Source organism: Photobacterium galatheae, from assembly GCF_000695255.1.
Lineage (GTDB): Bacteria > Pseudomonadota > Gammaproteobacteria > Enterobacterales > Vibrionaceae > Photobacterium > Photobacterium galatheae.
The window spans coordinates 69,409-84,666 of sequence record NZ_JMIB01000018.1 but is presented as its reverse complement, the minus strand read 5'-3'; the positions used below and the strand labels follow the sequence as shown (position 1 = coordinate 84,666).

At 50.2% G+C, this 15,258-nt stretch carries 14 protein-coding genes; 4 read left to right on the top strand and 10 right to left on the bottom strand.

Annotation, left to right across the window (positions count from 1 at the left end; genetic code table 11):
• Positions 1 to 241 precede the first annotated feature (241 nt).
• On the bottom strand, positions 242 to 697 hold the full coding sequence (locus tag EA58_RS09375) for a GNAT family N-acetyltransferase (RefSeq protein ID WP_036751714.1): 456 nt from the start codon (positions 695 to 697) through the stop codon (positions 242 to 244).
• Positions 698 to 1,186: 489 nt separating this feature from the next.
• On the opposite strand from EA58_RS09375, the gene EA58_RS09370 reads away from it, so the two are divergent.
• Positions 1,187 to 2,143 (top strand): transposase, encoded by a 957-nt coding sequence (locus tag EA58_RS09370; protein ID WP_036751712.1) that lies wholly within the window; start codon positions 1,187 to 1,189, stop codon positions 2,141 to 2,143.
• A 436-nt stretch (positions 2,144 to 2,579) separates the two neighbouring features.
• Here the strand turns inward: EA58_RS09370 and EA58_RS09365 are convergent, their stop codons facing one another.
• A complete protein-coding gene (locus EA58_RS09365; protein ID WP_036751767.1) occupies positions 2,580 to 3,788 on the bottom strand; it encodes an MFS transporter in 1,209 nt (402 codons plus the stop codon).
• A gap of 113 nt (positions 3,789 to 3,901) precedes the next feature.
• Between EA58_RS09365 and EA58_RS09360 the strand changes: the two genes are divergently transcribed.
• Together EA58_RS09360 and EA58_RS09355 are read left to right on the top strand one after the other, a co-directional pair.
• Positions 3,902 to 4,795: a LysR family transcriptional regulator gene (locus EA58_RS09360; RefSeq protein WP_036751710.1), complete on the top strand. Its 894-nt coding sequence runs from the start codon at positions 3,902 to 3,904 to the stop codon at positions 4,793 to 4,795.
• Between the two features lie 280 nt (positions 4,796 to 5,075).
• The gene (locus tag EA58_RS09355) at positions 5,076 to 6,266 is read left to right on the top strand and encodes an amino acid aminotransferase (RefSeq protein ID WP_036751708.1); all 1,191 of its coding nucleotides are present in this window, start codon (positions 5,076 to 5,078) and stop codon (positions 6,264 to 6,266) included.
• Between the two features lie 106 nt (positions 6,267 to 6,372).
• On the opposite strand, the gene EA58_RS09350 is transcribed toward EA58_RS09355, so the two are convergent.
• Together EA58_RS09350 and EA58_RS09345 are read right to left on the bottom strand one after the other, a co-directional pair.
• The gene (locus EA58_RS09350) at positions 6,373 to 6,678 is read right to left on the bottom strand and encodes a hypothetical protein (protein WP_036751706.1); all 306 of its coding nucleotides are present in this window, start codon (positions 6,676 to 6,678) and stop codon (positions 6,373 to 6,375) included.
• 226 nt (positions 6,679 to 6,904) lie between these two features.
• Positions 6,905 to 7,300, bottom strand: a complete 396-nt coding sequence (locus EA58_RS09345) for a hypothetical protein (RefSeq protein ID WP_036751704.1) — start codon at positions 7,298 to 7,300, stop codon at positions 6,905 to 6,907.
• 359 nt (positions 7,301 to 7,659) lie between these two features.
• Between EA58_RS09345 and EA58_RS09340 the strand changes: the two genes are divergently transcribed.
• Positions 7,660 to 8,325 (top strand): DUF2982 domain-containing protein, encoded by a 666-nt coding sequence (locus EA58_RS09340; protein WP_036751702.1) that lies wholly within the window; start codon positions 7,660 to 7,662, stop codon positions 8,323 to 8,325.
• Between the two features lie 9 nt (positions 8,326 to 8,334).
• Here EA58_RS09340 and EA58_RS09335 read toward each other — a convergent pair whose 3' ends face one another.
• From EA58_RS09335 to EA58_RS09310, 6 genes are all read right to left on the bottom strand, one after another.
• Positions 8,335 to 8,988 carry an MBL fold metallo-hydrolase gene (locus EA58_RS09335; protein ID WP_036751700.1) on the bottom strand — a complete coding sequence of 218 codons (654 nt, stop codon included), beginning with the start codon at positions 8,986 to 8,988 and terminating at the stop codon, positions 8,335 to 8,337.
• A gap of 90 nt (positions 8,989 to 9,078) precedes the next feature.
• Complete coding sequence (locus tag EA58_RS09330; RefSeq protein ID WP_036751698.1) at positions 9,079 to 9,630, bottom strand: YcbK family protein; 552 nt, start codon at positions 9,628 to 9,630, stop codon at positions 9,079 to 9,081.
• Between the two features lie 155 nt (positions 9,631 to 9,785).
• Positions 9,786 to 11,582 carry a L,D-transpeptidase family protein gene (locus EA58_RS09325; protein ID WP_081819607.1) on the bottom strand — a complete coding sequence of 599 codons (1,797 nt, stop codon included), beginning with the start codon at positions 11,580 to 11,582 and terminating at the stop codon, positions 9,786 to 9,788.
• A gap of 135 nt (positions 11,583 to 11,717) precedes the next feature.
• Positions 11,718 to 12,839 (bottom strand): DUF1513 domain-containing protein, encoded by a 1,122-nt coding sequence (locus EA58_RS09320; protein WP_036751696.1) that lies wholly within the window; start codon positions 12,837 to 12,839, stop codon positions 11,718 to 11,720.
• Entirely contained in the window at positions 12,820 to 13,830 is a 1,011-nt protein-coding gene (locus EA58_RS09315) for an imelysin family protein (RefSeq protein WP_036751694.1), read from the bottom strand. The genes EA58_RS09320 and EA58_RS09315 overlap by 20 nt, the downstream gene beginning before the upstream one ends.
• A gap of 10 nt (positions 13,831 to 13,840) precedes the next feature.
• On the bottom strand, positions 13,841 to 15,214 hold the full coding sequence (locus tag EA58_RS09310; RefSeq protein WP_036751764.1) for a di-heme oxidoreductase family protein: 1,374 nt from the start codon (positions 15,212 to 15,214) through the stop codon (positions 13,841 to 13,843).
• Positions 15,215 to 15,258 lie beyond the last annotated feature (44 nt).

Genomic DNA, 15,258 nt, shown 5'->3' with positions numbered 1-15,258 from the left:
TGAATAAAACACCTATAAATCAATAATTTAAATAGATATCAATTGAACGAGAATAGATTAGCTGGGGGTTGAGATAACCATCAAGTTCATCCGTTTGGGCTAGTTCAATCACACCTCTATGATGAGTGACATTTGGATTGAGTCCAAAAATTTCCCATCTAATTTCATTGCATTTTTCTTTATCGTCGTAATCTCAAAACCAAACTACAGCAACCACAGAGCCAACCTCCTCCCAAACAACTCAAAGTTCGGTATCGCTATCGCTGCTTTGTTCATTGTGAACCAAACGCTTTTGGTAGAAAATTTTATCTACGCCCGATCTTGGATAGTCTGTATATCGACCAACCTCTTTAAACCCAAGCTTTTCATAAAACTGAGGTGCCTGAAACGTATACGTATCAAGGTATATATTGATGGCACCAAACTTTTTGACTTCCGACTCAACATGCTGAATCAGCTTTCTTCCATGGCCTAAACCTCGAATCGATTCAGACAGCCAAAAAAAGTTCACATGGAACGTTGTAAAAAGTAATTTCCCTGTTAATCCACCAAGAATTTCCCCACTTTCATCTCGAATGAAACATGCCATTCCTTTCTCATCAAGATCAGGAAAATGTGGTCCATTAAACTCAACCAGACCATGGTATATTTCTGAGATCTCATCTTCAGACGGTGAAAATGTAAAATCAAAATTCATCTTAACCTCAATATGAACAAACAATTACTTTAAAATCATCACGCGAGCGATATTCATTAAAAACTTGGTAAATATACCATTAGGCAGTATCAGCGTGGAGTCTTATGGATGAATAACAAAGGAAGGATTAAGGGGACAGGTACCTCCAGTAAAAAACACCTCTATCATTTTCATCAATTCCGGACAGATTTCTCGTCTTTTACACTTGTTTATTTACCCGTAAATCAAAACAAAATACTGTATATTCATCCAGCCAAATCCAATTAAGCCCATGACCACAGCACGCAGCCAGCTCATCAATGTCGAAGCGACGCCTTATTACCATTGTGTTTCAAGATGAAAGGATTAAGGGGACAGACACCTCAAGTAAAAAACACCTCTATCATTTTCATCAATTCCGGACAGATTTCTCGTCTTTTACACTTGTTTATTTACCCGTAAATCAAAACAAAATACTGTATATTCATCCAGCCAAATCCAATTAAGCTCATGACCACAGCACGCAGCCAGCTCATCAATGTCGAAGCGACGCCTTATTACCATTGTGTTTCAAGATGCGTCCGTCGCTCATTTCTTTGCGGGTACGATGAACTGACTCAGACTAGTTATGAACACCGTCGTGACTGGGTCAAAAAGCGATTAAAGCGGATTGCTCAAGTCTTTTGTATTGATGTTTGTGCCTACGCAATTATGAGTAATCACTATCATTTAGTGCTGCATATCAACACTGAGCAAGCGAATCGTCTCTCAGAGCACGAGGTCATTCAACGCTGGAGCACTTTGCACCGAACACCCATGTTGATTCAGCGGTTCTTAGAAGGTGAAACGTCAACTGAAGCCGAGAAAAACGCATGCCTCGCAATCATCCAAACCTGGCGGGAAAGACTCTGTTCCATCAGCTGGTTTATGCGTCTTCTCAACCAATATATTGCCAACGAAGCCAATCGCGAAGACGACTGCACCGGCCACTTTTGGGAAGGTCGTTTCAAAAGTCAGGCGTTGCTGGATGAAAAAGCATTGGCCGCCGCCATGGCGTACGTTGACTTGAACCCGGTACGAGCCAGCATTTCTGCAACGCCAGAAACATCCGACTTTACGTCGGTGAAAGCACGTATTAAATCACTTCAAAAAAACGAAATATCAGCACCCTCTCTTTTTCCTTTCGCTGGAAATCCAAGAAATGACATGCCGGATGGACTCCCATTCCGCTTACTGGATTACCTTGAACTGGTTGACTGGACCGGACGACAAATCAAAACCGATAAACGCGGTCATATTGAATCATCGCAACTGCCAATCCTTGAACGACTCGGCTTAGATACCCATACTTGGTTGAAAATCTGCACACAGATAGAAAAAGGCGCACTCATTGGCTCAGCCGCTGCGATTGAATCCGTTTTACCACAATTAAATCGACAGCGACGAACCGGCTTACAAATTCCGTAAACCGCTCACATCGTCATAATCCTCAACTCGTGCTTCATTCTGGTGCTCCCGCTCGCCTGAAAATCAGGTTAAAAGCATAAATTCGAATGTGTCAGTCAAAAATCATGTGAATCGGCATTCTAAAATCTGTTCAGAGAAAGATTCATTGAATTTAACAAGTCATAACATTAGTTTTTCTTTAGGGTGTCTGTCCTGGGAAATAGTTGAAAAAAGGACAGACGAAATCAAGGCGAAATCAAGGGACTGTCACCATAAGAACTTTAGCGTGTCTGTCCAAGTGTTTTCAACGTTTCACCAAACGATGCTTTTCGGGTTGCATATCTGTGGCTAAGCGCAAAGTTGTATGGCGGAACACATCAAGAATGTGTATTGGGACCATTCAAAGCGCCCCGTTCATTAAGAGGCGCAATGAATTTCAACAACTTGAGAGAATGGATTAAGATGAAACGTTAGAGACTGCTGTTTCCGGCACTGGAGTCAGATTCCCCAGTTTCCAGCACAGGCCATAAAGCAGCAGATAGAGTCCGCTTCCGCCCGCCAGCACGCCGTGCCATCCCCAGTATTGCCAGCAGGTGATGAGATAAAAACCTCCGAGGCTGCCTCCGATGTAATAATGCACCAGATAAAGCGCGGTGGCCGTAGCTTTAGCGCTTTTAGCTTTCTGGCTCACCCAGGCATAGGCCAGAGAATGGGTGAAGAATGCGCCAGAGCTAATCAGTAATAAACCGACCAGCATGGCAGACAGCGAATCCAGCGCTGCCACCCACATGCCCAGCACGCTGATGGTCGTACCGAGTACCATGCCGTTGAGCGGTTTATACCGAATGCTCCATCGACCACTCAGTTTAGCGGTCAGGGTGCCACTCAGGTAACACAGAAAAATCATCGAAGCCCAACTGACCGGCAGGTTATACGGCGGAGACACCAACCTGAACCCCATCACAGTGTAGAGATTCACAAACAAAGCAAAATTGATCCCGCCGATCAGCATGGGAATCCATAACGCAGGTTGCTGCAAATGACGGATCACATGCTTGGTGTGATGGCGAAGTTGACCGCGCTGCGGTGTGAAATATTGCTGCGGGGGTAACAGACGGGTGACCACAATCGCACCAATCAAACTCAGGACCGCCATGCCTGCAACAGCGCCCTGCCAGCCCCAGGCATCGGAGGCAAAACCGCCAAACAGACGTCCGGCAATGCCGCCTAAGGAGTTCGCGCTGATGTAGCCGCCAACAGCCAGCGACAATGCTTTCGGTGAAAATTCTTCAGCCATGTAAGCCACCGCGACGGCAGCGAATCCCGCCAGTGAAGCCCCCATCAAGGCTCTGGCTAAGCTCAGCATCAACAGGCTGTTGGCAAATAGCATGATCCCACCCACCAGCGGAAGCAGAAACAGGCTCAGCAGCATCACCCGACGTCGGCCAACCATTTCAGAGCTGACCGCCCAGGGCACCAGCGTCAGTGCCAGCGCTAGTGTCCCCGCAGCCAGCAGCCAGTTCACCCGGGTCGCACTCGCTGAAAAAGCCTCGGTCATCACCGGTAACATGGGTTGAAACAGGTAAAGATTACAAAACACCAGAAATGACCCCAATGCCAGCGCAAAACTGGCACGGCGATACGCAGCGCTATGGATTTCTATCATAAACAGCGACCACACAATAAAAAGATACGCTGACGGTAGCAATTTCCGACTGATAGTGAAAATATATTAAAAATATCACTTCCATAAATTTTATTAATAACAGGGAGTAAATCATGGACATCCGACAGTTAACTTACTTTATTACCATTGCTGAGAGCGGCAGCTTCACCCGCGCCGCTGCAAAACTCCATATCGCACAACCAGCGCTGAGCATCGCGGTAAAAAAGCTTGAACAGCAACTGGAGATGCCGCTGTTTCATCGCGGCGACCGGAAAATCGCCCTCACCCATGAAGGCGAGGTATTGATCCAGCATGCCCGGCTAATTTTGCAGCAAGTGGAAGATGCACGGATTGCCATGGCGGAGCTGAAAGGACTCCAGAAAGGAGAGGTTCGTCTGGGTGTTCCCAGTATGCTGGGCTCCTACTTCTTTCCTGAAATTCTGATGGGCTTTAAATCTCGTTATCCCAACCTGAAACTGACGCTGGTTGAAGCGGGTACACAATCGATTCGTCAGATGTTGCTCAACGGCGAGCTGGATTTAGGCGTTATTCGCAGTGCTGACCTGCCCGACAGTCTGGAAGCCGAGCCATTGCTGACTTCTGAGATGGTTGCTGTCGTCAGTCCGAATCATGACTTTGCCCAACTCCCTTCGGTTTCCTTTGAACAATTCTTCAGTCAGGAACTGGTGATGTTCAAGCAGGGCTACTTTCACCGAGACTATCTGGACTCGGTTTGCCAGACACATAAACTAAAGCAAAATATTGCCTTTGAAACCAATCTGTTGCCGATGATACTCAGCATCATTCGTCAGGAATTTGCAATTTCTGCACTGCTCGAAATGGTGACCCGCCACGAGCCGGGCCTGACTGCAATTCCTTTCGATGAACCGGTCCACCTGAATCTGGCAATTGCCTGGCGTAAAAATGGCTATTTATCATTGGCAGACAGGGCCTTCATGGAGTTTATCAAAGCGCATCAGCGTCACCGCAGACCCCATTCCGTCTGATCGGACTTCAAACCGGAGTTTTTGAGCCGATTGCAAATACGCAATGTGATCTGTATCACGTGATATTTTTTGATAGATGATGTTTGTGTGTCATTTTCTTTTACAATGGAAGCGAGCCCGGAAACCTGATCGCCCCGGAATGTCAAAACCCATACCGGATTTCTGACTGTCTGATCCCTCGCGGACAACAGAATTTCGATCAGGCTCACATGACCATCATATGCTTATGGTCTTTCCGGACACGTCCACCGTATCACTGACTAGCATGGATGATTCACGAATGTTTGAAAAAATCGTTGCCGCACCTGCCGACCCAATCCTGGGCCTGACTGAAGAATTCAAAAATGACCCTCGCGCTGAAAAAATCAACCTTGGCGTGGGCATCTACAAAGATGAATCCGGTAATACACCGGTTCTGGCGACAGTGAAAAAAGCTGAAGCGATCCTGCTGGAAAAAGAAACCACCAAATCTTACCTGAGCATCCCGGGTACCGCAGAGTACGGGCTGGCTGTTCAGGAACTGCTGTTCGGCAAAAATGCTTCCATTATCTCTGAAAAACGTGCGAAAACCGCCCAGGCACCAGGTGGCACCGGTGCCCTGCGTGTCGCGGCTGAATTTATCAAACGCCAGTTGGGTGATGTGACGGTCTGGATCAGCAACCCGACCTGGGCAAACCACTTTGGTGTTTTCGGTGCCGCTGGCCTGCAAACCGAGCAGTACTCTTACTACAGTGCTGAAACCAAGGGCATGGATTTCGACGCCATGCTGAGTTCGCTGGACAATGCGAAAGCCGGCGATGTTGTTCTGCTGCACGGTTGCTGCCACAACCCAACAGGTATCGACCCAGATGCCGATCAGTGGCTGACACTGGCAAAACTATGCGCCGAGAAAAACCTGCTACCAATGTTTGATTTTGCTTATCAGGGCTTCGCGAAAGGCGTTGAAGAAGATGCTGCCGGCCTGCGTATCTTTGCTGAGCACAATACAGAACTTCTGATCGCCAGCTCATTCTCGAAAAACTTCGGTCTGTACAACGAGCGTGTAGGTGCATTCACACTGGTTGCGAAATCTGCTGACGTTGCAGACACTGCCTTCAGTCAGGTAAAGAGCATCGCCCGTGTGATCTACTCGAACCCGCCAGCGCACGGTGCTGCGGTGGTCACTGAAATTCTGAACGATGCCGCCCTGCGTACTGAATGGGAACAGGAAGTCGCAGACATGCGTGACCGGATTCAGGAAATGCGTACCCTGTTTGTACAAACCCTGAAAGACCTGGGTGTTGACGCAGACTTCAGCTTCATTGAACGTCAGAACGGCATGTTCTCTTTCTCTGGGCTGAACAAGGATCAGGTCGCACGCCTGAAAGAAGAATTCGGCATCTACATCGTCGGTTCTGGCCGTATCAGCGTTGCCGGGATGACCAAAGACAACATGATGCCACTGTGCAAAGGCATTGCCGCGGTACTGTAATTCACCCTGAGACAGGCTGAATATCAAAAGGGGCGCCTCATGCGCCCCTTCTTTATATTGATCCTGAATGATTGATTCCTGATGCTTCTTCAATGCCTGAAGGCTGTCAGCCCGATTTGTCCAGAGGCAGCACATTACAGAACAGCTCTCGCTCGTACTGTTGTTCCAGCTGTTCACGCCAGGAACGCTTCGAGATATGAACCAGATAAAAATTTTCCCGTGACGTGTCTGTCACAAATGCCATGCCATATGGCATCAATTCATAGTGAATATCGTGAACAAAACCCAGAGAAAAGCTCTGACGGCCCGTCAGCTGGTTGATATCTTCACGTGTTAAGCACACACCCTGTTCATCCTCGGCAAAACGGCTTCTGAGCCATTCTGAAAACTCTCGAGCACTGATCATCGTCATATCACCTCGTCTGTGAGTGCCTGCATCCGTGAATAATCCGATCCTCTATAAGGTATAGCAGAGTCCTATTGTTTCGTCAGAACAAAACGAAATTGCACAATAAAATCAGCCAACAACGGCAGAAACAAACGAGACAGGAGCGCGTTAACGGAAGGGATAAACAATTGAAAGAGGGAAGAGAAGCAGATACCCGCTCCTGAAACGTCTCAGGAACGGGACAGGACAATTATAGCGCTTTGTATACGACTTTATTGCCAGCCAATTGAAGACGCTCAACGAGGTTTTCTTCAACCAGCTTCTTCAATGCACCTGTTGCCCAGGAAGCGGCTTTACTGTCTTCCTGACCGGCTTCAAGGCCGATGCTTTTCGGGTTAATACCTTCAGCATTTTTAGCCACGATATCCAGCACCTGCTGCTGCTTTGGTGTCAGAGAGACCGAGGTTGCGACTTGCGCCGCTGGTGCCGCTTGCTTCTCTTCAACCTGAGGCTTTGCCGCCGCTGCTTTCGCTGGGGCTGCCTTCTTCACCGCTGCTTTGGTGACAGGTTTTTGAGCAACTGCAGTGGCTGCTTTAATGCGTTTTTGCAGTTTCAGCTGTACTTTACGTTTGTGAGAGATTCTCATTAACTTCCTACTCCGTTGTACTACTTTCAGTCGCCAGTTTGGATGTCCAGCGGGAAAAAAAGTAGCGCGTGTTATACCAAGGATGTCAGAGAAATGCCAGCAAACGGCTATTTTAAGCACGATAAAAGCCAGATTTAAGGGATTTTAAGCGACAAGATCTCATTTTTATCTTTTTTACTGACATGCCATTTATGGCATAAAAAGCATATTTCATGCACACTAACTCGCTGTAAATCAATATGAAGTCGTCAAAGGTTTGACATGATTGACCTACGTTTCTGGTGCTGTAGCACCTGCCGTCAATTTGCCATACTGAATGAAACAAGGTTGTTGTTTTTTTATACTATTTCGGAGTCCTCTTGAATACGGTTTATATTCTGCCCCGCCATCCGAAGCCAGGTGCCTACCTGATCTGGCTCAGTCTGCTTGCTATTTTGAGCCTGGGCATCACCGTATTTCTGTTTCCCGACATCAATGGGGTTGCCATCGCCCTGCTTCTGTTTGCCCTGATCAGCCTGCTGGGAATAGGCATTCACATGAACCAGCAACCCCCTGTGGGTTTTACCCTCACCTTCATGCACCTTCAGTATCACAGCCCACAGGGCGGATGGATCACCAAATGGCAGGATATCTCAGAGATTGGCCGGGCATCAGTCGGTTATGAAGGCTGGTATCATCCTTTGCCCTGGGTTGGCGTGCGGTTGAAAGATTACGATGACTTTCTGGACAGTATTTGCCCACGTATCGCCAGCCAAATCCTGATGGAACAGCGCGGACTGCTGATCATGGCGTACAAGCGGACAGAGAATCCGCCCCATGACATTGAAGACATGCTGTTTGATGATAAGCATTATGTGGGCGAAAACGGAAAAGTAAACAAGGGGCTGCTCGCCATGCTGGCAAACCGGATGCGCTATAACCGTGAGCTGATGGGTTTTGATTTCTTTATTTCAGAAGATTTACTCGACAGACCAGCCGATGATTTCATCGGACTGGCCCGTCGCTTTCTGGCGCAGTCCAGATAAGCGGTTAAATCAGTACAGCGGCATATGATCCGCCACATGCGGGTTACTGGCGCGTTCTTCACCGAAAGTCGACATCGGGCCATGCCCGGGAATAAAACGGGTTTCGTTCCCTAATGGCCACAGCTTGTTTTGAATGGAGGCAATCAGAGTGTTGTGATCACCCCGGGGAAAATCGGTCCGGCCAATGCTGCCGTTAAACAGTACGTCACCCACAGCAGCGAGTTGCGCTTCCTGACTATGCAGCACCACGTGCCCCGGTGTATGGCCCGGTGTATGGTAAACATCCAGTTTCTGTGAGCCGAAAGCGATACTATCCCCTTCCGCCAGCCAGCGATCCGGCTGAAACTGAGTGACTGGCGGGAAACCAAACATCTGGCATTGCTGCAGCAGTGCATCGAGCCAGAACGCATCATCCTGATGAGGTCCCCAGACCGGTACTTCCAGCTGTGCAGCCAGCGGCGCTGTCCCGCCGACATGATCCAGATGACCATGGGTCAGTACGATTTTCACAATCCGGATCCCTAACGCATCAATTCGTGCAGTAATCCGCTCGATATCGCCGCCGGGATCGACGACAACACCTTCCATCGACTGATCACACCACAGAATGGAGCAATTCTGCTGAAAAGGGGTTACTGGCACGATTTCAAACTGCAGACTCATAAACTTGTCCTAACTGTTCCAAAACAGCGCCAGCATAACACACTTCATCCAATACCGAAGGCAACAGCATGCAAGTGATTTCACGCGGACTTACCAGCGGCGTACCGGGCCGGTATCAATATGGACAAAACCACTGCGGGGATAATAGCCCACCCCACCCAGCTTCAGATCCAGTGCGACGCTGCGCACGCGGGACAGAGAAACACCTTCGAGGTTAAAATCGATCGCCTGACCGGTCATATGATAGCTTTTCTTCGCCACCCCTTTGGTACTATTCCGTAGCATTTGATTGGTTTTGGCCGAGCGGTAGCCGGAAATAATCCGGACCTGACCATTGTGTCCCAGTTCTTCCCGAATCTGAGAGAGTGCATCGAACAAGCGTCGATCCATCGGTGCGATTTCATTCTGACGGTAATCGCGGCAGATATGATTCAGGCGTTTCAGCTCACGGTCGAGATAGAACTTCCCGTCAAAGTAACGGGTTTCCAATTCTTCCTTGGTGTGAATGTTGCAAAGATACAGCTCTCGAGGGCTTTTCGCCCGGTATGGGCTTGCCACAGCAATCTGAGGCAACGCCAGGGCGCCTAAAGTCAGCCCGCTCGCAATCAGGAACTGACGACGCTTATTATCTACTTCTGACATCCTGAAAAAACTCAACTGGAAAACACAAAAAACAGGCGCGCAAGCCCGTAAACGACAGCAAGATAGCCGTGTGTTTTCTTTGAGTCAACGCACAGATGTCAAAAAATAGACATCAAAAAGACGTACTTTTGACTAGTTATTGACGAATAAGGAATTTAGTTTTTGTAAACGAATGCAAGTTTTTCTGAGTCTGGTGAATTTTTGCCCTGGTCATCATAACGATAAACATCCTCTCGATAATTCACCAGCCCTTGGTCATCTACCCAGGCCGTCTGATAAATGAGATGAACCTCAATGCGTGGCTTCACCCCCACTGTTCGGGTTGACCGTCTGCCCGCAAGCTGTGTAAACCGCTCCTCTGACACCCCCGCATAAGTCAGCAGCATTTTGGCAAGTTCATCGGCCCCCTGCACACGGATACACCCTGAGCTGAATGCCCGGACATCCTTGTTGAACAGACTTTTAGACGGCGTGTCATGCAGATAAATCGACTTGTTATTGGGAATATTGAACTTGAAGCGTCCCAGCGCATTATGAGCACCGGGTTGCTGCCGCAACCGATAGGGGAAATTTTTCGCAGAGACATAGCGCCAGTTAATACTGCTGATTGGTATCTTTTCGTTACTGTTCCAGCCACGCAGCACATCGTAATGATGACGATAGAGATATCCCACGTCGTAGCGGACTTTCGGCAAGATATCTTTCCTCAGAATCGAGTTCGGGACATTCCAGTATGGATTAAACACCACGGCAGCGATTCGGGAACTCATCACAGGCGTCGGCCGCTTCGGTTGACCAACAATCACCCGGGCGTCAAAAACCGGTTGATTATCCAGCCATAATTTCAGTGCAAATCCCGGGATATTCACCACCAGCCGGGATGGATAATCAGACACCCATACTCTGCTGCGCTGTGCGTTCATCGCCAGCAGCCGGATACGCTGTTGCGGGGTCACGGACAGCCAGGCGCGAGTTTGAGGGCCAATCGCACCATCCACTTTCAGTCCGTGCCGCTGCTGAAAGTGCTTCACCGCCTGAACCAGATCCACGTTATAGTGTTTCTTGCCCGATGACCGGAGCTGTTCAGCCTGATAGGGCGTTAAATCTCCCAGACGTTCCAGAATTGTAATCAATGAATCGGGATTTCGGAGCCAGGCCCCCAGTCGAATAATTCCCCCCTGACTGAACACAGGCCAAGGCTGCTCAGCAAGGCGTTCCATCCGTTGAATCGCCTGCAATAGCTGTTGATATTGTCTGCCTGCCGGTTTCAGTGAGGAGACGAACTGATTCAGTTGATCACGCTCCAGTGCGCCCATCAGCGTACTCATGGTTTGATCTGAAGGGGCGGGAATTTGTGCGGGCACCGCCTCACCAAACAGCCAGTGGGTCCGACTGTCGCGCACGTGTTCAATAAAACTCAGGTACGCCAGCAAGGTGTCTGTTGCCAGTAAATCGTATTGTCGCCAGTCATTCGCCTGTTTGAGGTGCCTGAGCTGACGCAATCTGCGATCGAAATCAGGGCTGACCTGTGCCAGATTCAGCAACCAAAGCTGTTTTTCAAACTCGGTGACGGTAAAGCTGTCCTGCCAGAGCGGGACATAACCTAAACCATGATAAATACCAGCCAACTGATCCCGATACCGCAAGCCGGGGAGGTTGCTGGAGACTTCGTTCACCCAGGCGAGCGATTTTTGACGAATTTTCGCCAGCTCCGCTGCCTGTGCTTCGGCCTGAATCTGGTCTGGTGTGAGTGCCTGGGCTGCCTCAGCAGGCATTGCAGGTCGCATCGCAGGATCCGCAACCGTGGCCTGCTCAGCAACGGAGGCAACCGTCGCCACTGCCAAGCCAACAGTGCGTTCATCCCGGCCTGTCTGTTGGATTTCCCGGGATTGAAGAGGGAGTGAAACGCTGCCCACGAGCAGAAGAAGCCCAATACGACCTAGCCTCGTCATGTGTGCTCTCCGGTTCTGATATTATGATTATGGCAAAGCGAGCCACTTACCGCCTGTTACAAACGGTAAGTGCATACTTTTGAACCCTAATAACAAAGGTAGCGAGAAGTACGGAGAGGCAGCTGTTTCAAAGTTTCAACTGGGCAGCAGATTCCAGTGGTTATCCCACATCACAGCAGACTGGGCAATCTGTCCGGCCTGTTGAGGCTGCCGGGTTAAGATCTTACCTGCCCCGGAGCCTACCACCCATTGTCCCTGGCTGACGGCTACACCGGATGCGTCTGTAAGCGGCTGTAAATCAACCAGTTCACCGCTGGCTTCATGCCAGATCCCATAACAGTTACCTCGGGGCGAAGTTGCCAGTAGATAACCGTCCAGACTGGCAATACTGGCGATGTAATGGCGAAAATGAAGCCATTCCTCGTCTTCGGCCAGTAAGGGCTGGAGTTCCCCACCGCGACGGTGCAAATGCACCAGTGGCGCAGCCTGTTCCGGCGATCCGCGGTATTGTTGCCCGCAGGCAATTTCACCGGTATCCGTCACCGACAGATGACGAATACTGAGCCGCTTATCCGCCAGGACTGCTTTGTCGAGGACTTCCCCGCTTCGGATATCCAGATAAACCAGCGCCGGTTGCATGCTGTCAAGATTCAGAGGCTCACGGCCGTGGGTATGCACGCCACCGACACCCACAGCCAACGTATTGGCGTCCGCGAGCACGACTTCGTGCGGCCCAATTCCAAACCCAGTGTATTCAGCCACTTTGCGTAATTGAGCGGTTGTGTCGTAAACACCGATAACACCTTCACTCGTTGCACTGATCCCTTCTGTCGTAAACAGATAATGGCCATCCGCAGAAAATGTCCCGTGGCCGTAATAATGGCGGCCCCGATCGGCATGGCGCAGCGGCAATGCCACGCCGGTATTCGGATTGAATGCCTGCATATAGTTGCCGGGACGCCTTGCAAAAGCCACGGCCAGCCCACCGCCCGGTTGAATGGCAACACCATGTCCGCGTTCTGGCAAGGCAATCTGATGTAACGGATGCCCGTGTGTGTCTGCCACAACCACCGCAAAATGGCCATCGGCTGTCCGGCTGCATCCAATAATGCGATCACCTTGTCCTGCAAGCTGGTTTTCCTCAGCTTCTGCTAAGACACAGCCCGACAACACACCAGCCGTCGGCAGCAAAATCGCAGTGCCCAGCGCTTTCTTCAGCAGCGCACGTCTTGTTAAATCAGTCACCATCGGTTGCATTAAACCCTACGACAATACCCAACACCGGAGAAACTTCATCATGAAGCGTAAAACGGATGGACTCCAAATCATTGTAAAGACTAATGAGTTCACGATACCCGTCTCTCGATTTCAGCATCGCGCCCAGTCCCGGACTTTGCGGCCAGTCAGCCAGCAGATTTTTAAACTGACCCGAGAGCCGATCGGCCATTGCAACTTCGCCCTTTGCGCGCAGCAATGCATCCAAACCATTACCTTCAGCAAGGTACAGCGCCTGCATCGCTTCGACATTGGCCTTCAAGTTGGCCAGTGATGTCTGAGAACGCCAGGATTCCGCCTGATATGGACGCGGATGCCCCGGTTTCCCCATCGGCAGCGTCAGTTTTTTCATGGCAAAATCAAGCTGGTTTGTCAGCGCACCGACATATTCCCCCAGTGCCAGTTGTGGTGTCATGGCCTGCCATGGGTCGTCTTTCCATGCCTGTTCTAATGCATCCCCGCTTTGCATCAAGCGCTGTCCGATCGCAGTCGCCAACTCACAGCCATGCGGCTGTTTCAGGCGCTCAGGGTGACCATAGAGCAGCCACTCCATCGCACCCACGCCCTGCACCGCCACACTTTGGTCTGCCAGTTCCTGGGCAGTCCAGGCTTTCTCTTGTGCCAGCAACTGTTCCATCTTCCGGCCGGTGATGTCTTTTTTATCCGGCCAGAACTGAATCTGCCAGGAAAGCGATAACGCTGCTTCGCTGCCTTTTTCACGGCCCTGCAACACCATCCAGTCTTTCATCAAGGTCTGCCAGGCTGAACGGCTGGCCTCAAGTGCCTGTTCAGAGGGGGAAGCGCACAGCGATGTCACAGCATTTTCAAGCTGTTTGGAAGATGCATCAATTGCAGCCGCCGCTTGCTGATGCTGCTGGTGAATCACCGCTGTCGTGGACGCTTGTTTATCATCACATCCCGCCAGCCCGGACAGGGCCGGCAGTAAACTGAGGGCAATCATGCTTTTTTTCATGCGTGTGTCCTTACAGTGAATGCAGGAAGGCCATCAGCGCTTCACGATCTTGTTTGTTCATTTGTAAGACTTGTGCACGGCTTCGCTCAGCTTCGCCACCATGCCAAAGTACGGCTTCCATCATGTTTCGTGCACGACCATCATGGAGGAAGTAAGTGTGGCCATTCACTTCCTGGGTATAGCCAATGCCCCACAGCGGCGCCGTACGCCATTCGCGGCCATCCGCCAGGAACTCACCCCGATGATCCGCCAGCCCTTCGCCCATGTCATGGAGCAGTAAGTCGGTATATGGATGAATGGTTTGTTCGGAAAGCGCTGGCAGGCTGTCGACTTTCGCTGTTCTGAGCTGACTTTGGTGACAAGAGCCACAACCACTCTCGGCAAACAATTGTTCGCCTCGCTGCACCTGCGGATCAGCCAGGTTACGCCGAACCGGTACGCCCAGATGACGAGAATAAAACTCAACAAAATTCAGGATTTTGTCGCTGACTTCCGGCGCACCGCCATTTGGCAACGTCTGACAGACCGTTTGATCGCTGCTACAGTTTTCGACCGGGAACAGGCGAGTAGTCAGCCCCATATCACCATTAAAGGCACCTGCATCCTGCTGTTTCAGCGTTGGCTGACCTGCTTTCCAGCCAAACCGGCCAGCGACGGTCTGCTGTTTCTCAACATCCCACACTCGATTCAGCCGGCCGGAAACGCCTTTTCCTTCTTTCAACTGTGCTTCAGCCAAAGACTCAAGGGTCTGCTCTGGGATCTGTTCCAGCAAACCCAGACCAATCATCGGTGGTGCAATACGCGCAGACATCATAATATCCGGATGCATTTCACCGTAATTCAGATCGGTCATCGCCAGTTTTGGTTTACGCAGGGTGACCACTTCCCCATCAGCAAAAATAACCGGGACATCAGTGTATGTGACTTTCACCTGCCCTTCCGGTTTCGCATCTGGTAGTGCAAAGTCTTGCAGTTGACCACCATAAACCGGATCAGGGACCACACCATTCACAATCAGAGATTTTTTCTGCGCTGCCGTCATCGCCGGAATGCTCAGACGCACCAGCATGGACACGCTATTCGTGTCACCGGCTTCAGGCGGATGACCACGGCCATCTTTGATATGGCAATTCTGGCAACCATTGGTGTTAAACAGTGGCCCTAAACCGTCTCGGGCATCTGTTGTCGCCGGTGCCTGTACCCAAGGGTTACGAAAGAAACTGTTGCCGACGCTGAAATCCAGACGGTTCACTAAAGGCAGGTTGGCCGCTGGCATTGAAAATGCGTTCGAGCCAGTCTTCGTCACACTGGTTTCACCACCTGATTTCAACAGAACCGTGTCAACCGAAGGGCTATCACTTGGCTGGGCAAAAGCAGGGAACATCACTGCCAATGGCAGAGAAAATACAGCGATCCTGGCTGCAAAAG